The 17,945-nt window shown below is 60.6% G+C and carries 13 protein-coding genes; 6 read left to right on the forward strand and 7 right to left on the reverse strand.

The window, feature by feature from the left end; translation table 11 throughout:
- Nucleotides 1–13: 13 nt before the first annotated feature.
- The 3 genes from QD357_RS13170 to QD357_RS13180 all read right to left on the reverse strand — a co-directional run bounded on the left by QD357_RS13170 (nt 14) and on the right by QD357_RS13180 (nt 4,402).
- Complete coding sequence (locus QD357_RS13170; RefSeq protein ID WP_414124420.1) at nt 14–1,222, reverse strand: acetyl-CoA C-acetyltransferase; 1,209 nt, start codon at nt 1,220–1,222, stop codon at nt 14–16.
- Nucleotides 1,223–1,319: 97 nt separating this feature from the next.
- Nucleotides 1,320–3,116, reverse strand: a complete 1,797-nt coding sequence (locus QD357_RS13175; RefSeq protein ID WP_107106941.1) for an acyl-CoA dehydrogenase C-terminal domain-containing protein — start codon at nt 3,114–3,116, stop codon at nt 1,320–1,322.
- A 257-nt stretch (nt 3,117–3,373) separates the two neighbouring features.
- On the reverse strand, nt 3,374–4,402 hold the full coding sequence (locus QD357_RS13180) for an acyltransferase family protein (RefSeq protein WP_146143972.1): 1,029 nt from the start codon (nt 4,400–4,402) through the stop codon (nt 3,374–3,376).
- A 466-nt stretch (nt 4,403–4,868) separates the two neighbouring features.
- Between QD357_RS13180 and QD357_RS13185 the strand changes: the two genes are divergently transcribed.
- The 3 genes from QD357_RS13185 to QD357_RS13195 all read left to right on the forward strand — a co-directional run bounded on the left by QD357_RS13185 (nt 4,869) and on the right by QD357_RS13195 (nt 10,709).
- Nucleotides 4,869–8,609 carry a peptidoglycan-binding protein gene (locus tag QD357_RS13185; protein WP_414124421.1) on the forward strand — a complete coding sequence of 1,247 codons (3,741 nt, stop codon included), beginning with the start codon at nt 4,869–4,871 and terminating at the stop codon, nt 8,607–8,609.
- 367 nt (nt 8,610–8,976) lie between these two features.
- Complete coding sequence (locus QD357_RS13190) at nt 8,977–9,903, forward strand: sulfite exporter TauE/SafE family protein (protein ID WP_107106938.1); 927 nt, start codon at nt 8,977–8,979, stop codon at nt 9,901–9,903.
- Nucleotides 9,900–10,709 (forward strand): TIGR02186 family protein, encoded by an 810-nt coding sequence (locus tag QD357_RS13195; protein WP_107106937.1) that lies wholly within the window; start codon nt 9,900–9,902, stop codon nt 10,707–10,709. The genes QD357_RS13190 and QD357_RS13195 overlap by 4 nt, the downstream gene beginning before the upstream one ends.
- Before the next feature lie 78 nt (nt 10,710–10,787).
- Here QD357_RS13195 and QD357_RS13200 read toward each other — a convergent pair whose 3' ends face one another.
- Nucleotides 10,788–11,291 (reverse strand): winged helix-turn-helix transcriptional regulator, encoded by a 504-nt coding sequence (locus QD357_RS13200; protein ID WP_107106936.1) that lies wholly within the window; start codon nt 11,289–11,291, stop codon nt 10,788–10,790.
- Nucleotides 11,292–11,402: 111 nt separating this feature from the next.
- On the opposite strand from QD357_RS13200, the gene QD357_RS13205 reads away from it, so the two are divergent.
- Nucleotides 11,403–11,963: a dihydrofolate reductase family protein gene (locus tag QD357_RS13205; protein ID WP_107106935.1), complete on the forward strand. Its 561-nt coding sequence runs from the start codon at nt 11,403–11,405 to the stop codon at nt 11,961–11,963.
- Here QD357_RS13205 and pdeM read toward each other — a convergent pair.
- Nucleotides 11,960–12,700: a ligase-associated DNA damage response endonuclease PdeM gene (gene pdeM / locus QD357_RS13210; RefSeq protein WP_107106934.1), complete on the reverse strand. Its 741-nt coding sequence runs from the start codon at nt 12,698–12,700 to the stop codon at nt 11,960–11,962. The genes QD357_RS13205 and pdeM overlap by 4 nt on opposite strands.
- 32 nt (nt 12,701–12,732) lie before the next feature.
- On the reverse strand, nt 12,733–15,243 hold the full coding sequence (locus tag QD357_RS13215; protein ID WP_414124422.1) for a ligase-associated DNA damage response DEXH box helicase: 2,511 nt from the start codon (nt 15,241–15,243) through the stop codon (nt 12,733–12,735).
- Nucleotides 15,244–15,445: 202 nt separating this feature from the next.
- Here QD357_RS13215 and QD357_RS13220 point away from each other — a divergent pair, with 202 nt between their 5' ends.
- Together QD357_RS13220 and QD357_RS13225 are read left to right on the forward strand one after the other, a co-directional pair.
- Entirely contained in the window at nt 15,446–15,946 is a 501-nt protein-coding gene (locus QD357_RS13220; RefSeq protein WP_107106932.1) for an RrF2 family transcriptional regulator, read from the forward strand.
- A gap of 23 nt (nt 15,947–15,969) precedes the next feature.
- Complete coding sequence (locus tag QD357_RS13225; protein WP_107106931.1) at nt 15,970–16,431, forward strand: carboxymuconolactone decarboxylase family protein; 462 nt, start codon at nt 15,970–15,972, stop codon at nt 16,429–16,431.
- A gap of 88 nt (nt 16,432–16,519) precedes the next feature.
- On the opposite strand, the gene QD357_RS13230 is transcribed toward QD357_RS13225, so the two are convergent.
- On the reverse strand, nt 16,520–17,560 hold the full coding sequence (locus QD357_RS13230) for a glutamine synthetase beta-grasp domain-containing protein (protein WP_107106930.1): 1,041 nt from the start codon (nt 17,558–17,560) through the stop codon (nt 16,520–16,522).
- Nucleotides 17,561–17,945: the final 385 nt, after the last annotated feature.

The raw sequence follows: 17,945 nt of genomic DNA on the forward strand, positions 1-17,945 counted from the left end.
GTTTCCGCTCCCCTCAGACGCGTTCGACGATCGTGGCGGTGCCCATGCCGGCGCCGATGCAGAGTGTCACCAGCGCTGTGTTGAGATCGCGCCGCTCCAGCTCGTCCAGCACCGTGCCGAGGATCATCGCGCCGGTGGCGCCAAGCGGATGACCCATGGCGATCGCACCGCCGTTGACGTTGATCTTGTCGTGGCCGATATCGAAAGCCTGCATGTAGCGCAGCACGACGGCAGCGAAGGCCTCGTTGAGCTCGAAGAGGTCGATGTCGGCGAGCTTCATGCCAGTGCGTTTCAAGAGCTTCTCGGTGACGTCGACCGGGCCGGTCAGCATCAGCGCCGGGTCGGAACCGATATTGGCAAAAGCCTTGATCCGGCCCCGCGGCTTCAGCCCCATGCTCTCGCCGCCCGCCTTGGAGCCGAGCAGCACAGCGGCCGCGCCATCGACGATGCCGGAGGAATTGCCGGCGTGATGCACATAGTTGATGCGCTCGACTTCAGGATGCGCCTGAATGCCGACCGCTTCGAAACCGCCCATCTCACCCGGCATCTGGAAGGATGGATTGAGCGAGGCCAGCGCCTGCATATCGGTGCCGGGACGCATATGCTCATCCCTGTCGAGGATGGTCAGGCCGTTCACATCCTTCACCGGGATCACGGAATTCTTGAAATAGCCCTTCTCCCAGGCATGGGCGGCCCGCTTCTGGCTTTCGACAGCATAGGCGTCGACATCATCGCGGGAGAAACCGTATTTGGTGGCGATGAGATCGGCGGATACGCCCTGCGGCATGAAATAGGCCGGAAAGTTCACCGAGGGATCCATGAACCAGGCGCCGCCGGACATGCCGAGGCCGACGCGCGACATGCTTTCGACGCCACCAGCGATGACGATATCGTCGGCTCCCTGCGCGATCTTAGCTGCGCCGAAATTCACGGCATCGAGGCCGGAGGCACAGAAGCGCGAGATCTGTATGCCGGGGGCCGTGGTCGAATAACCCGCCTCGAATGCGGCTGCCTTGGGAATGACGGCGCCGGCATCCATCACCGGATCGACGCAGCCCATGATGATGTCATCGACCGTCTTCGTATCGAGCCCGTTGCGGTCGCGGATTGCCTCCAATGTCTTGGCGGCAAGGCGAACGGAAGGCACTTCATGCAGCGCCCCATCCTTCTTGCCGCGCCCGCGCGGCGTGCGCACATGGTCGTAAATGAAAACCTTGGTCATGTCTCATCTCCCTGCGGCGGCAAGCCGCCTTCAAATTCTTTGTCCGGCGGTTGATCGCGTCGTCATTATCTCTCCCCAGCGGGGGAGAAGGTAGAAGTCAAAAAGCTTCCGCCGCCAGTTCCATCATCGTGTCGGCGCCGGTTTCGATGCGAGCCTTGCGCAGCGCCGTTTCCGGCATGATGCGCTCCATGTAGAACCGCGCCGTGACAAGCTTGTTCTTCAAATAATCCGCGCGGGCGCTGTCGCCGTCGGTAAGACCGGCTTGCGCCGCCTTCGCCATCTTCGCCCACATGTAGCCGAGAACGACGAGGCCGAAGAGGTGCATGTAATCCGTGGAGCCGGCGCCGGCATTGTCCGGCTTGGCCATGGCGTTCTGCATGAACCACATGGTCGCGGCCTGGACGTCGTTCAAGCCCTTCTTCAGATGCTTGGTGAAGAAGGCCATCTGCTCGTCATTGCGGTTTTCCTCACAGAAATCGCCGATCTCCTTGAACAGCGCCATGACGGCGCGGCCGCCGTTCAGTGCCAATTTACGCCCGACCAGATCCAGCGCCTGGATGCCGTTGGCGCCTTCGTAGATCATGGTGATGCGGGCATCGCGAACATACTGGCTCATACCATGCTCTTCGATATAGCCGTGGCCGCCGAAGACCTGCTGCGCCATGACTGCATGCTCAAAGCCCTTATCGGTCATGACGCCCTTCAGGATCGGCGTCGCCAGGCCAAGGATATCATCTGCCGCCTGGCGTTCCTTCTCGTCCGGCGAGCGGTGGGCAATATCGGACTTCAGCGCCGTCCACAGCAGGAAGGCGCGGCCGGCTTCGTTGAAGGCGCGGATGGTCATCAGCGAGCGGCGAATATCGGGATGGACGATGATCGGATCGGCTTTCTTGTCCGGCGCCTTCGGGCCGGAGAGCGAGCGCCCCTGGATGCGCTCGCGGGCATAGGCGACGGCATTCTGGTAGGCGATTTCGGCGATCGACAGCCCCTGCAGACCGACGCCGAGGCGCGCCTCGTTCATCATCACGAACATGGCGTTGAGGCCCTTGTTCTCGGCGCCGATCAGGAAGCCGGTGGCCTCGTCATAGTTCATGACGCAGGTGGCGTTGCCGTGAATGCCCATCTTGTGCTCGATCGCGCCGCAGGAGACCGCGTTGCGCGCGCCTGGCAAACCATCCGACCCGACCATGAATTTCGGCACGATGAACAGCGAAATGCCCTTCGTACCTTCCGGTGCGCCCTCGATGCGGGCGAGCACCAGATGCACGATATTGTCCGTCATGTCGTGTTCGCCGGCAGAGATGAAGATCTTCTGGCCAGAGATTTTGTAGCTGCCGTCGCCTTGCGGAACCGCCTTGGTGCGCAGCAGGCCGAGATCGGTGCCGCAATGCGGCTCGGTGAGGTTCATGGTGCCGGACCAGGTGCCCTCGACCATCTTCGGCAAATAGGTCCGCTTCTGCTCCTCCGAACCATGCACGAGAATGGCGGCGATCGCGCCCTGCGTCAGGCCCGGATACATCATCAGCGACATATTGGCCGCAGAGGTATATTCGCCGACAGCGCAATGCAGCGTATAGGGCAATCCCTGCCCTCCGAACTCCTCCGGCACCGCCAGGCCCAGCCAGCCGCCCTCGTAGTAGGCACGGTAGGCCTCCTTGAAGCCCTTCGGCGTCGAGACCGTGCCGTCGTCATGGCGCACGCAGCCTTCCTGATCGCCAGAGTAATTCAGCGGAAAAAGCACTTCTTCCGACAACTTGGCCGCCTCGCCGACGATCGCCTCGATCATATCGGGACTGGCTTCGGCAAAACCCGGCAGATTGTTGTAACGCTCCAGTCCGAGCACATCGTTCAGGACGAAAAGCGTGTCGTTCACCGGGGCCTTGTAGACTGGCATCTTTCGAATTCCTCCAATTGCCACCGGACTCGCATTCCGGCCTTTCACCTAGCCTTACAAAATATTGACGTTTGCGTAAACGTCAAATTCGTGAGGCAAAACGAATTTTTAGGCAGGATGGCGAAGCCGGCAATGGAAATGATGCCGCAGGCGACGGAGATGTGCTTACCCTATGGCTGCCCGCTTATCGAAAAATAGGATCATCGATCTCTCGACATCCGTCCGATCGGTCATGCGGAGCTTCTGTAAACCCGAAGTCAGGCGAGAGTTTGCTCGACGGGCCGGCGGCTGAACATGGCGTTAAGCGTGGCACGCAGAGGGCGTTCGATGAGGTCGTAGCTTGCCACACCACAGGCGATACCCAGTATGAGCGACAAAGCGGAGGGCAGAATCCCCGAACCGGCAAGCCTAAAAAAGGGTTCCTGCCATAGATAGATCGAGAAGGAGCACTGCCCGACAAAGCGGAGCATATTGCCTTCGAAATTCCTGCGGAACCATGGGGCGGAATATTCGATCCCGATCACAGCCATTGCCAGCAGGATCGTTTTGACGCCAAAAAAGACTATAGCATCTACGCCAAACATCCGCGCCAAGATCGCGCTCACCAGGGCGCATGGTGCAATCCATGTCCAATGATCCCGATGCAGGCTTGGTCGGAGAACAATGAAGAGGGCTGCGGAGATGAAGATCCCAGCCATGGCGACATCGGTGCGCCACATCACCACACCGGGGTCTCCCTCCGACATGTGGACTCGAATTACGCCATTGATCAGCGCCATCAATCCCGCCGCGAAAATGATGCCCCAGGTGATGGGTTTGCTTCGCGAGCGCGTGGCGAAGGCGATCAAGGCAAGCAGGATATAACTATGCTCTTCGACGCATAGGGACCAGATATGATCCAACAGGGAAAACGGGTGCCCATAGGCCATGGCGTAGTTCAGGGTGAATGTCAGCGCCGAAGCGGCGACTTTCAGGTCATATTCTCCGAACGTACCGTGAAATGCGAGACTGGTAATCAATATGAACACAAACAATGCGGGATAGACGCGCGCAAACCGTTTGGCGAAGAACATCGGTATCGGCATCTGCTTGACGAACAGAATGTCCGCCATCAATCGCCCCGACAACACAAAGAACAGATCGACGCCGAAGGAGCTGAAGTTTGGCAGATATCGGTCGGCCCCGAAATGGCCCATCAAAACCACGATAACCGCCAGCCCGCGCCATCCATCGAGGGCCGGGATGTGATGCGCCTGATCCGGTTCACGGGCGATGGATGGCGGCACGCACTCGGCTCCCAAGAATATTCAAATCAATCTATGATTCCACAACTCAGTTGAGAAAAGGATAATGGAGTTCAATTTTAAGGCTACGCATCTCGACCCTTCAACCAGCGCGGGACAGAAGGAATGATTGATGTTCAATGCGCCCATCTCACCAGCGGCAGCACCCGTCAAATCCATAAGAACATGAGCATATTCAACAACAAGGCCGAAATAAAAGGTTAAGATTTCGCCAAAACTTAACGGGTTGTTTACTACGTTTCGTGAATTGTGCGGGATGAGCAGCGATGCTTCGCGTTTCTTTCATCTTTAGCTTGATGGAGCGCCGTTTCGCGGTTCAGCCTGAGGAAAGCCTAATAAACTATTTCTTTCCGAACGGTGGGATGCGGTCTGCGCGTGAACCCGCGAAGCAGCGTTCCACAAGCGAAGATGGCCTTTGAGTGGTCCATATGTCGAAGCGAGCAAGAAGATGAGCGGATCGCGATCAAATCCTACCGGCACGGGCGACTGGACGTCGCTGGATGCGTTGAGCCGCACCATCGAGGGGCTGGAAGCGCGCATCGAAGGCCTGATGGGCACGGCTGGCGCCCGGGACACGCGCCAGCGTGTGGCAAACGGTTATGCCGCGGCGCCCGAGCGGACACCGATGCCGGAGCGCGCTCCTCTTTCCGACCGCACGCCACGCACCGAGCGCGACGCCTACGCGCGCCCTTATGAACGTCCCCTCCGCACTGAACGTGCGGAAGCCGATTTACGGCCCGATCCGCTTGCCGAAATCCGCCAGCGCCAGCGCGCGCTCGAGGCGAGCCGCGAGCGCCTGCACACCCGCCGTGAGGAAGCACCAATTGCGGAGCGGCAACCGCTTGGCGGGCGCTTTAGCGAAAATCCGGCGTCGCGGCCGCCTCTGCCTTCGGCGCTGCGCTCTGCCCCGGAAAGCTCCATCGATATCGCTCAGGCGCTGGTCAACCTGCGGCAAGACCTGAAACGGGATATCGCGGATAGCATTGCCCGCGAAGTCAGCGCATTGCGCGCCGAAATCCGCGACATCCGCGACAATGCCGAGGACAAGCATTTCGCCGCCGATGTGCGCGAGGACATGGCGCGGCTTGCCGACAGCATCAGCCAGCTCGCTGGCCATCCCGGCCAGCCGGAAACGGCCGGCCTGAAGGCGGAGTTCGAAGAACTGCGCTCGCTGATGGACGGGCTCGCCCGCGAGGATTCGTTGCACCACGTCGAACGTCAGGTGCAAGCGATCGACACGAATGGTCTACAGGACGAGCTGGTATCGCTCGCTTATCGCCTGGATGATATCAAGCAGCATCTTGGCAGCATGAGCGACAGCCCCGCCGTGCACGCGCTGGAAAACAAGCTGCTCTCGATCGCCACCGCTGTGGAAAGCTTCGGCGGCATGATACAGCCACAGGATCAGGCGATGCAGCGGCTTGAAGGCCGCATCAGTGACCTTGCCGACCAGCTCGACATGATGAGCCGTGAAGCGGCGCGGCGCCAGCCGGCGGACGATCTTTCCGGACGTCTCGAAGCGCTGGCGATGCGCATCGACGAACTCGGCAATGCCAAGGCGGCCGCCCGACTGGAAGAGCGCCTGGATCAGCTCTCCTATCTGATGGAGCGCTCACAGAAGGCAGCACCGCAGCCGGAACTGGTCAACCACCTCGCCGACATCTCCCGCAAGATCGATGCGCTGGAACACGGCTCGGTCGACCATGCGCTGGCCGAACGGCTGGATTATCTGGCCCGGCGCATCGATGAAATGGATTTCCATCCACCGCACCCGGCCGCAAACCTCGACGATGGTGCTGTCCGCCGGCTGGAAGGCCGTCTTTCCGATATCGCCATGCGGCTGGAAGCGAGCACCGCGGCACCGCCGACCGATACGCAGTCGCTGCGCAATCTCGAAGAGCAGATTGCCCATCTCTCGACGCTGCTGATGAACGAGCAGCGGACCGTCGCCGATGTTCCCGCCGATTTCGACCGCCGCATGAGTGCGATCGAAGATTATATGGCGACCAATGACGAGTATATCATCGAAGCCGCCCGCCACGCGGCGGAAGCGGTCGTCGAAGCCTATTCCCGCGAAGGCATGCTCGGCCATGGCGTGCCGGCCGTCGACATGTCGGCGATGACGGCGCTTGCAGAAGACCTTCGCCATCTCGAAGACCTCAGCCGCAGCAGCGACGAGCGCACCCATCGCACTTTCGAAGCGCTGCACGACACGCTGCTGCAGATCGCAGACCGGCTGGACCATATGGAACATCGCCAGCCGGCGCCTGCCATGCCTGCCGCAAAATTCGAGAGCGAGGTTTTTGCTCCGGCTGACACGGCAGCGGTGAAACCGCCTTTGGCAGCCCCACAAAAGGCCGGGCCGGTCATCCGCACCGTCGCGTCTGCCGAATCCGCGGCATCGCCGGAAGCCGCAGTCGCGCAAGCTGTGGAAGCCGTTACCAAGGCGGAGATCAAAGCGGCTGCGAAGAAGGATGGGGCGAAACCCAGCCTGCTCGCCAGCCTCGGCAGACGTTTCTTCATGCCTGAGAAGGCTGAGCCGATCTTCCTGCCCGACCGGCCTGTCATCGAACAGGCGCCGTCGATCGACCCCGTCGACATGATGCCGGCCGAGGACGCGAATGAGCTGCTCGAGCCGGGCTCGGGGGCGCCGGATATCAAGAAGATCCTGGAACGCGTGCGCGCCAGCCAGAATGCCGCGCGCAGCGGCACCATCAAACAGCCGACCGAAAACGAACGCGCCGATTATATCGCCGCTGCTCGCCGTGCCGCGCAGGCGGCCGCAATGGAAGTGGATCAGACACAGCGCTCGGCTCCTGCCTCTAAGAACGGCGAGAAGAAACGCGGTGCATTCTCGCGCTTCCGCCGTCCCATTCTGCTTGCTATCGGCGCAGCCCTGCTTGCCATCATGGCCTTCCCGCTCGTCAACACGCTGACGCGCGGCCAGAAGGCACCGCCGGCCGAAGTTTCGGTGCTGACCTCGGCTGCCGAAAATACCGCGACAAACGGAGCCTCCGCCAATGCCGCTCAAATGCCGGCCTCGAACGCTCAGGCGGCAGCGAATGCGCCTGCCACCCAGGTACCGACACAGGCTCCGGCCGCCGATGCTGGAGACGCTGCACAATCCTCCGCTGCGCCGGCAAATCCGGCCGCGGTGCCGACKAACGATCATCTGACAGCGGCAGCCCCCCTCGACGGCAAACCGACCAGCGAAACCCTGACGCCGGCCGGGAGCGCCACGCCTGCTCAGCAAACTGCTGCCTTCGTGCCCGCCAATGCCACGACGACCCCGGCGCCTGACGCGGCTCAGGCATCCGCGCCGGCCGCTGCGATCGCCGTGCCTGATGGCATCCAGCCGCCAACGCTCGTTGCCGCCGCCAAGTCCGGCGACCCCGTCGCTCTGTTCGAAATCGGCGTGCGCTACACGGATGGCCGCGGCGTTACGGCCGATCTCAAGCAGGCAGCGAGCTGGTATCAGCTTTCCGCCGACAAGGGTTTTGCGCCGGCGCAATACCGGCTCGCCAGCATGTACGAGAAGGGCAACGGTCTCGAGCGCGATCTCGTCAAGGCCAAAGGCTATTACGAGCAGGCCGCCAATCAGGGCAATGCCAGCGCCATGCACAACCTCGCCGTCCTCTACGCTTCCGGTGCAGCCGGTCCGCAGGACTATCCGACGGCGGCGAACTGGTTCATCAAGGCGGCCAATCTCGGCGTGTCCGACAGCCAGTTCAACCTTGCCATCCTCTATGCACGCGGCAACGGCGTGAAGCAGGACCTGCAGGAATCCTACAAATGGTTCGCGATCGCCGCAAAGGGTGGCGACAAGGACGCCTCGCAGAAGCGCGACGAAGTGGCGAACGCCATGAAGCAGGACGAACTCGAAAGCGCCCGCGCCAAGGTCGACCTCTGGAAGGCGCAGCCGCTGGACGCCAAGGCAAACGGCACGACCATCCCTGAGGAATGGACGACCGGCAAAGGCGTCAACACCGCCTCGATCGACATGAAGAAGGCGATCCGCAACATCCAGGCGATCCTTAACAACAACGGCTTCGACGCCGGTCCGCCGGACGGCAATATGGGCGGGAAGACCGTCGCCGCGCTGAAGAGCTTCCAGAAATCGGTCGGCCTGCCGCAGGACGGCAGGGTGAGCGATCAGGTCGTCAAGGAACTTCTGGCCCGCAACAAATAGATCGAAGGCTTCATTTCCGATCGATGAAGCCCTCGGGCATACCGCCGTCGCTGCGCGTAAGAGCAGCATCGGCGAAGGCCCGTTCCTTTGGCGGGCGCCGATCGGCTTGATCAGACCGTCGTCATATTTGAGCGAATGCCAGCGGTAACCCGCGGTTTCGCGCCGGCTTTGCCTTACGGCGAAATTCGTCACACAATCGCGGAAAATGCCACGTTAGAGTGGAATGACGAATTCGATCGCTGAAAGACGCCATGATTTTTCCTAAGGCTCTGGCAATCATTTCAGATTAGAATCGTCTGTTTAAAGGGGAAATTGTTCATAGGCATCCGGTCGCTTACGCTCGGATAGCTGCAACTGGGATCAGACCGTGACGATCTATCTGCCGATCGCAGAACTGTCGGTGAATATCTTCATTATTCTCGGCATGGGCGCAGCCGTTGGGTTTCTCTCCGGCATGTTCGGCGTTGGCGGCGGCTTTCTGATCACGCCACTCCTGATCTTCTATAACATCCCGCCCGTCGTCGCCGTCGCCACCGGTGCCAACCAGGTCGTCGCCTCGTCGATTTCGGGAGCCATCACGCATTTCCGCCGCGGCTCGCTGGACATGAAGCTCGGCACGGTGCTGCTGATCGGCGGTCTTACCGGCGCTACCGTCGGTATCTGGATATTCTCGCTGCTGAGACGCATCGGCCAGCTCGATCTCTTCATCTCCCTGCTCTACGTCATCTTTCTCGGCACGATCGGCGGATTGATGCTCTGGGAGAGCCTGAATGCAATGCGTCGTGCCGCCCGCAACGAACCCGCCATGCCCCGCAAGCCGGGTCACCACAGTTGGGTGCACCGCCTGCCGCTGAAGATGCGTTTCAAGAAATCGAAGATCTACCTGAGCGTCATTCCAGTGATCGGCCTTGGTTTCGGCATCGGTATCCTGACATCGGTTATGGGCGTTGGCGGCGGCTTCATCATGGTGCCGGCGATGATCTACCTGCTGCGCATCCCGACCAATGTCGTGGTCGGCACCTCGCTGTTCCAGATCATCTTCGTCACCGCCTATACGACCGTCGTGCAGGCCGCGACCAACTATTCCGTCGATATCGTGCTGGCCTTCCTGTTGATGGTGGCGGGCGTCGTCGGCGCGCAATACGGCGTGCGTGTCGGCCAGAAGCTGCGCGGCGAACAATTGCGCGCCCTCCTCGGCCTGCTCGTCCTTGCCGTTGGCCTGCGTCTGGCGATCGCACTGGTGGTCACACCGGCCGATATCTATTCCGTCGTGCTCGAAGGGGCGGGCCGATGAAACGTTTCGGGCCAATCCTCGCAGCCGGTCTCCTGCTTGCGCCATTGAGCGCACAGGCACAGGTGCTGCTCGACCAGCCGACGACCTCCACGACAGCGCGCGAGACAATGGAGATCGGCACCTCGACCAGCGAAATCGCCATCACCTCCGATTTCACCGGCGCCGACCTGACGATCTTTGGCGCGCTTTCCAACACCGACCAACTGCTGTTGGCGATCGGCCAATACGATATCGTCGTCGTGCTGGAGGGACCGCGCGAAAATGCCACCGTGCGCAAGAAGGAACGTGTCTTCGGCATCTGGGTCAATACCCGGTCGATGACGTTCGAGCATGTGCCGCAGGCCTATTCGCTGTCGAGCACGCGCGCCGTCGACTACATCACCGCGCCGCTGGAGCTGAACGACCGCGGCATCGGCATGGATCATATTCAGCTAACCCCCGTCGGTTTCGTCGGCAATGGCGCGGATGTGGCGGAATTTCGCCGGGCTTTCCGGCGGCTGCAGCAGAGCGGCGGCCTTTACGAAAGCGATCCGGCCGGCGTGCGCTTCGTCAGTTCCAGTCTGTTCAGGGCAACACTGAGGCTGCCCGCAGACGTGCCGAACGGCGTGCATACCGTGCGCGCCTTTCTCTTCAAGAGCGGCAAATTCCTGACCGAAAAATCCCTGCCACTGCGCGTCATCAAGACCGGCATCGAGCAGACGATCACCGATGCTGCCCATGAACGCCCCATTTTCTATGGCGCGTTTTCGGTGTTGCTGGCGGTCATTACGGGATGGACGGCGAGCTTCGTGTTCCGGAAGAGCTAGGTTCTATTTCGCAAGCTGAAACGAAACTTGGCATATGCCGCACCGCTGATACCCCCTCCACGAATTCGGAGTCGATGATCAAGCGCTCTTCTTGCGCTCGACTACCTCCAGATAGGCTTCCGTCAGCCGGCCGAGCACCGACGGCGTTCCCGGCGGTAATACCTTGCCCAGATGCTTCGCCCTCAGCTCATCCATAAAATCCTCCCAGAGCTTCGGCCCGCCATCTTCCAGCAGTTCCGCCCGGATCGACAGCTCCTCCGAAACCGGCAGATGCTTGCGGCCCCATGCACCCATATGGGCAAAGAGCGGCACGAGGTCGATCGCCATTTCGGTGAGGCTGTAGACGGCCTTCTGTTTATGGCTCGGGTCGCCGTCGCGGGTCAAAAGCCCGCGCTCGACCAGCCGCTTCAGCCGGTCAGCGAGGATGTTGGAGGCAATCCCCTCCTCCGAGTTCTGCAGAAGCTCGCGAAAATGCCGGCGATTGCCGAACATGATGTCCCTGATGATGATCAGACTCCAGCGGTCACCCAGGATTTCCAGGGTGAGATTGATCGGGCAGCCGGAGCGATTGAGCGCGTCCATAAATATCTCCAAAAACTGCTTGCACTTTGCCACCAGTCACGCTAATTTTCAACTGCTTGCTTTTAGCAACCAGTTTTGATTATGATACGGTTATCGCGAAGGAGGAAAACGATGAGAAAGCTTGTTGTCTGGAATCTTATGACGCTTGACGGTTATTTCGAGGGAACCAAACCCTGGGACCTCGATTTTCATATGCTCGCCTGGGGCGATGAGCTGGAGCAGTACGCGACCGAGCTCGGCAAGGAGGGCGATCTGCTAATCTTCGGCCGCAAGACCTATGAAGGCATGGCAGCCTACTGGCCGACGGCGCCGGAGACACCTGAAATCGCCGCCTATATGAATGGCATCGCCAAGATCGCCGCCTCGCGGACAATGGACAAGGCGGAGTGGAACAACACTCGCATCGTTCGCGATATCGTCGCCGAGGTCAAGAAACTGAAGGAAGAGCCGGGCAAGACCATGTTCGTCTTCGGCAGTGCCGAAGTGACGGATACGCTGCTGAAAGCGGGATTGGTGGACGAAATCCGCCTCTGCCTTGTTCCTGTCGTTCTCGGCGCCGGCAACCCGCATTTCAAGCCTGCGGCGGAACGGATTCCGATGAAGCTGCTCGGAACCACACCCCTGAAGACCGGTGCGGTGATCCTGCGCTACGAGCCCGCAAAAGCGGGTTAAGCCGAGAGATTGCCGAAGCGTACCGAATAGATGCGGTCGCGACCGAGCACATGGGCAATGAGACTTTCGCGATCGAACAGGCCGGCCATGGCCTTGTGGCGCAGGTCGAGCCCGCCGGTCATGATGCCGAACGCGGGCATCAGCAGGCGGGCGCCATCGGCGGCGAAGCACGGGCGGCGGACGGATTTGTCGCGGCGGCGGACGGTGGCGGACGGATGCAGATGGCCGGCGATCTCGCCGGCCTGCTGGCCGCCCCTCGGTTCGTGGCGGAAGGTCAATCCGCCATAATGCATCTCATCGACAGAGTGACCGGGCAGATCGACCGTGCCATCCGGATCGTGATTGCCGTTGATCCAGATCCATTCGCGGCCGCGTGCCATGTTGACGATCAGGCTGCGGAACTCCTCCGGCAGATGCATGGAGCCCACGCGGTCATGGAAATTGTCGCCGAGTGAAACGACGAGCTTCGGATCGTAGCGGGAGATGACCGCGGCAAGCACAGTCAGCGTCGCCAACGTATCGTAAGGCGGCAGCAGCATGCCGCGCCGTGCGAAGGCTGCTCCCTTTTCCAGATGCAGATCGGAAACGACAAGGATGCCGGCGTCCGGCAGATACAGCGCGCCAAGCGGATCACAGACTGCGGCGACGCCGTGAACGGCGGTCTCTACGCCGGATGCGGGAGTCAATCCGTTCCTGACTTGGCCGTTCATCTCTCGCGCAAGCGCCAGGCGGTTCATCAACTCGGTCTGCCTTCGTTGTTTGGCATGCTTTATTCCATGGCCTCGCGGATCAGATCGTCAGCCGCTTCCGCCAATACCACATCATGCGCCTCGCCCGGCACCGGCACCTTGCCGATTTCCAGCATGACCGGCACGGCAAGCGGCGAGATATGATCCAGCGCCCGGTGGGTGATGTGGCCTTTGATTCGCTTCAGCATATCCCCAAGGCGGCCAATCTCCAAAAGCCCCGTGGCCGCGTCCTGCCGGGTCGCCTGCATCAGGATGTGGTCGGGCTCGTGACTGCGCAGGACGTCATAGATCAGATCGGCGGAGACCGTCACCTGCCGGCCAGTCTTTTCCTTGCCGGGGTGACGGCGCTCGATCAAACCGGCAATGACGGCGCAATTGCGGAAGGTGCGCTTCAGCAGGAAGGATTCATCCAGCCAGGCTTCGAGATCGTCACCGAGCATGTCCTCATCGAAGAGATCGGCAAGGCTGAGACGGCCATTGGCGATCATCAGGCTCATGTCCTCCAGCCCCCAAATGCCGAGCGAATAATCCGTGGCGATGAAGCCCATCGGCTTTGCGCCGGCGCGCTCCAGCCGCCGGGTCAACAGCATGCCGAGTGTCTGGTGCGCCAGCCGCCCTTCGAAGGGATAGGCCACCATGTAGGCGCGGCTGCCGCGTGGAAAGGTCTCGATCAAAAACTCGTCGCGCTTCGGCAGCAGTGACCTGTCCTTCTGCAGCTCCAGCCAATCGCGTACCTGATCCGGCAACCGATGCCGGCGATCGGGATCGTCGATCATCATGCGCACCTGATCGGCAAGGTAGGTGGACAGCGGAAACTTGCCGCCGGCATAGGAAGGAATTTTCGGGTCCATGGAAAAGGTCTGCGAGGCCAGGCATTCATTCTCGCGAATGCCCTCGAAGCGCAGCACCTTGCCGGAGAAGAGGAAGGTGTCGCCGGGCGAAAGCTGTTCGAGAAAATACTCTTCGACCTTGCCGAGGGGGGCGCCGCCGCGACCGAGCGATCCCAGCGCATTGCGCTTCACCAGCCGAATGTTCAGCATCGCCTCCTCGACAATGGTGCCGAGGTTCAGACGATATTGCTGCGCGACCTGCGGATTGGAGACGCGCCAGCGGCCTTCGGGCGTCTTGCGGATGCGGGCATAGCGCTCGTAGGTGCGCAGGGCATAGCCGCCGGTGGCGACGAAATCGACGATGCGTTCGTATGTCTCCCATGACAGGTCGGCATAGGGCGAAGCGCTGCGGATCTCGTCATAGAGTTCCAGCATGTCGAAGGGTTCGGCGCAGGCCATGCCGAGGATATGTTGGGCAAGGACGTCGAGTGCACCGGCGCCGACCGGCGGCGTATCCTGCGCGCCGACATAATTGGCGTCGAGTGCCGCCTGGCATTCCATGACCTCGAAACGATTGGCCGGCACGAGGATCGCCTTGGATGGCTCGTCCATGCGGTGGTTGGCGCGACCGATACGTTGGGCAAGGCGCGATGCGCCTTTCGGGGCGCCGACATGGATGACCAGATCGACATCGCCCCAGTCTATGCCGAGATCGAGCGTCGAGGTGGCGACCACGGCGCGCAGCTTGTTGGCGGCCATGGCGGCTTCGACCCTGCGGCGCTGTCCGACATCGAGCGAGCCGTGATGCAGCGCGATCGGCAGATTGTCATCATTGGCCGACCACAGCTCCTGAAACAGCATTTCCGCCTGCGAGCGGGTGTTGACGAAGAGAAGGGTCGTCCGATGCTCTCTGAGCTCGCGGTAGATATCGGGGATGGCGTATTTGGCGGAGTGGCCGGACCAGGGGATGTGTTCCTCGGTCCTGAGGATCGAGATATCAGGCTTGGCGCCGCCGTCGACCATCACGAGGCCGGCATGCCGGTCCATCCCCTCCTCCTGCGCCACCAGCCATTTCTGCAGGTCCATCGGCTCGGCAACCGTTGCCGACAGGCCGATGGTTTGCAGATGAGGCGCCAGCTTGCGCAGGCGCGCAAGGCCAAGCGAGAGCATATGACCGCGCTTCGACGTCACAAGCGAATGCAACTCGTCGAGGACGATGTATTTCAAATCCCTGAAGAAGCGTTCGGCTTCGTGATTGGCGAGCAACAAGGCCACCTGTTCCGGCGTGGTCAGAAGAATGTCCGGCGGATTGAGCTTCTGGCGTTGCCGCTTGCCGGCGGGCGTATCGCCGGTGCGGTTTTCGACAGAGACCGGCAGGCCCATCTCCGTGACCGGCTTCATCAGGTTGCGCTCGATATCGACGGCCAGCGCCTTCAGCGGCGAAATGTAGAGCGTGTGGATGCCGGTAAAGGCCGAACCCGGCGGGATCTTGCCGCGCCGGGTCAGATCGGTGAGCGAGGGAAGGAAACCGGCCAAGGTCTTGCCGGCGCCGGTCGGCGCGATCAGCAACGTGCTCTCGCCGGCCTCGGCACGGGCAAGCAACTCAAGCTGATGAGCACGCGGCTGCCAACCCTTTTCCTCAAACCAGCGGATGAAAGGGGCAGGCAAAGCAAGGCGGCGCTCGGAATCGATCTGGTCCACGGGGGCAAATGTAGTCGAAATGCGAGGGATAGGAAGCGGGGGGATTGTTCACTTCCCAACAGTGGCTTCAGTGTTCGCAGAGAGTGCACCGGGCGCACGGCATACGCTAACTCCGGGTTACATACAGCCTCGCTTAAAAAAGCAATTGACTCCTCCAATAATCACGGATAAAAAATATCCACGATATAAAAAGGACGAACCAATGAAACTCGGCGAAGGCGTTGAACAGGCCATACACAGCGTCGGGATGCTGGCCGGATTGTCCGAGGGCGGAGTGCTTTCGGCGGCGGCGATTGCCGAGTTTCATGGGGTGTCGGTGAGCTATCTCTTGAAGCATCTGCAGGCGCTTTCCGGCGCCGGCATTCTTGATACCGTACCCGGCCCCAAGGGTGGCTACCGGCTGGCGCGTCTACCGGCCAAAATCACCCTTCTCGATATCGTGCTTGCTGTCGAAGGACCGGCGCCCGCCTTTCGCTGCGCCGAGATTCGCCAGCGCGGGCCAAACCCGCTGCCTGGAAAATACTTTGCAAAGCCGTGCGGCATCAGCGCGGCGATGCTGGCAGCCGAGCGGGTGTACCGCGCCGAGCTCGCCAAGACCACCATTGCCGATATCCTCGCCGATCTTGCGGCGGGCGACGACGGCAGCATCGCGGCAAGGGGCTGCGCCTTCCTTGCCCTCAATGAACGCAGAACCACCCGATAGATCCAGAACCCAAGGAGAAAACCATGCAACCTCGTTTCAACTTTGCCAAGGCTTCCCCGGACTCCTACAAGGCCGTTACCGCGCTGGAGAACTTCGTCCAGACCTCCGGGCTGGAGCGTCGTTTCATCCACCTGATCAAGCTCAGGGCGTCGCAGATCAACGGCTGCGCCTATTGCGTCGACATGCATGTCAAGGAAGCCCGGCATGACGGCCTCAGCGAGCAGTGGATCAACCTGATGTGCGTCTGGTGGGAATCGCCCGTTTACGACGACCGCGAACGCGCCCTGCTACGCTGGGTTGATTCCGTCACCAAGATTGCCCAGACCGGCATACCGGATGCGGATTTCGAACCGCTCAAGCAGCATTTCAGCGAGGAAGAGATCGTCAAGATCACCGTCGCAATCGGCGTGATCAATGTCTGGAATCGGCTGGCCGTCGGTTTCCGCGCGCAGCATCCGATCGACAAGGATGCGAAGGCCGCATAGGCACTGAAATGGAAACAAAAAAGCGCGGGACCGAAATCCCGCGCTTTTTTTATTTTTCTCKGTCTCGGCAAGCCGAGACCGATAATGATTAAGCAGCAGCCGAAGCGAAGCCAGCCGTCGGAACTTCCGAGATGGTCTTCAGAACCTGGGAAGCGATCTGATAGGGGCAACCCTGAGAGTTCGGACGACGATCTTCGAGGTAGCCCTTGTAGTCGTTCTTGATGAACGAGTGCGGAACGCGGATGGAAGCACCGCGGTCGGCAACACCGTAGCTGAACTTGTTCCACGGAGCCGTTTCATGCTTGCCGGTCAGGCGCATGTGGTTGTCCGGGCCGTAGACCGCAATATGGTCGTGCAGGTTCTTGTCGAACTGAGCCATGAGCGCTTCGAAATAGGCCTTGCCGCCGACTTCGCGCATGAACTTGGTCGAGAAGTTGCAGTGCATGCCCGAGCCGTTCCAGTCGGTGTCGCCGAGCGGCTTGCAATGGAACTCGATGTCGATGCCGTACTTTTCGCACAGACGCAGCAGCAGGTAACGTGCCATCCAGATCTGGTCGGCGGCGCGCTTGGAGCCCTTGCCGAAAATCTGGAATTCCCACTGACCCTTGGCCACTTCGGCGTTGATGCCTTCGTGGTTGATGCCTGCTTCGAGGCAAAGGTCGAGATGCTCTTCAACGATCTCGCGAGCGACATCGCCGACGTTCTTATAGCCGACGCCGGTGTAGTACGGGCCCTGCGGAGCCGGGTAACCGGATTCCGGGAAGCCGAGCGGACGGCCGTCCTTGTAGAAGAAGTATTCCTGCTCGAAGCCGAACCAAGCGTCTTCGTCGTCGAGGATGGTGGCGCGGCTGTTGGACGGATGCGGCGTTACGCCGTCCGGCATCATGACTTCGCACATGACGAGGGCGCCGTTCGTACGCGCCGGATCCGGATAGATCGCTACAGGCTTCAGCACGCAATCGGAGCTACGGCCTTCGGCCTGCATCGTCGACGAACCGTCGAAGCCCCAAAGCGGAAGCTCTTCAAGCTTCGGAAAATCAGCAAATTCCTTGATCTGCGTTTTACCGCGCAGGTTCGGTACCGGGGTGTACCCGTCGAGCCAGATATACTCGAGCTTAAACTTCGTCATTACGCACCTCATAAGGGTTTAACTACCCGAAGCAGAGAAAATTCGAAGGCGCCCGCCCGGAAATCTTCGCCACCTACGGCCGCCATGTGACATGCATTTGACATGCCAATTTGAACGAGATGCGCTGCCGTTCGAAGAAAAATGCACAAATCGGAGTCAATTTTTGCCAATTTTCCATCGCCCTGGCTCGGATTCTCTCAAAATCGTGAGGAACTTGGCCGAAAGGTGCTGCCAACTTGTCGCAGTGCGGCAGATTCGAAGCAGCGCAACAATTAGGCGCCCGAAAACCACATTCTGGCGTCGCAAAATCTCAAAATGCCTATAAATTCAACCTTTTGCATTTTATTTGTGCAAATACCTCAAAAACGGGCTCCGACTCTGCTAC

Source organism: Rhizobium sp. BR 317 (assembly GCF_047445835.1).
Classification (GTDB): domain Bacteria; phylum Pseudomonadota; class Alphaproteobacteria; order Rhizobiales; family Rhizobiaceae; genus Rhizobium; species Rhizobium paranaense.

Coding starts and splice junctions, on each gene's coding strand:
- QD357_RS13170 (WP_414124420.1), bottom strand. CDS start 1,222: ATGACCAAGGTTTTCATTTACGACCATGTGCGCACGCCGCGCGGGCGC.
- QD357_RS13175 (WP_107106941.1), bottom strand. CDS start 3,116: ATGCCAGTCTACAAGGCCCCGGTGAACGACACGCTTTTCGTCCTGAAC.
- QD357_RS13195 (WP_107106937.1), top strand. CDS start 9,900: ATGAAACGTTTCGGGCCAATCCTCGCAGCCGGTCTCCTGCTTGCGCCA.
- QD357_RS13200 (WP_107106936.1), bottom strand. CDS start 11,291: ATGGACGCGCTCAATCGCTCCGGCTGCCCGATCAATCTCACCCTGGAA.
- QD357_RS13205 (WP_107106935.1), top strand. CDS start 11,403: ATGAGAAAGCTTGTTGTCTGGAATCTTATGACGCTTGACGGTTATTTC.
- pdeM (WP_107106934.1), bottom strand. CDS start 12,700: ATGAACCGCCTGGCGCTTGCGCGAGAGATGAACGGCCAAGTCAGGAAC.
- QD357_RS13220 (WP_107106932.1), top strand. CDS start 15,446: ATGAAACTCGGCGAAGGCGTTGAACAGGCCATACACAGCGTCGGGATG.
- QD357_RS13225 (WP_107106931.1), top strand. CDS start 15,970: ATGCAACCTCGTTTCAACTTTGCCAAGGCTTCCCCGGACTCCTACAAG.
- QD357_RS13230 (WP_107106930.1), bottom strand. CDS start 17,560: ATGACGAAGTTTAAGCTCGAGTATATCTGGCTCGACGGGTACACCCCG.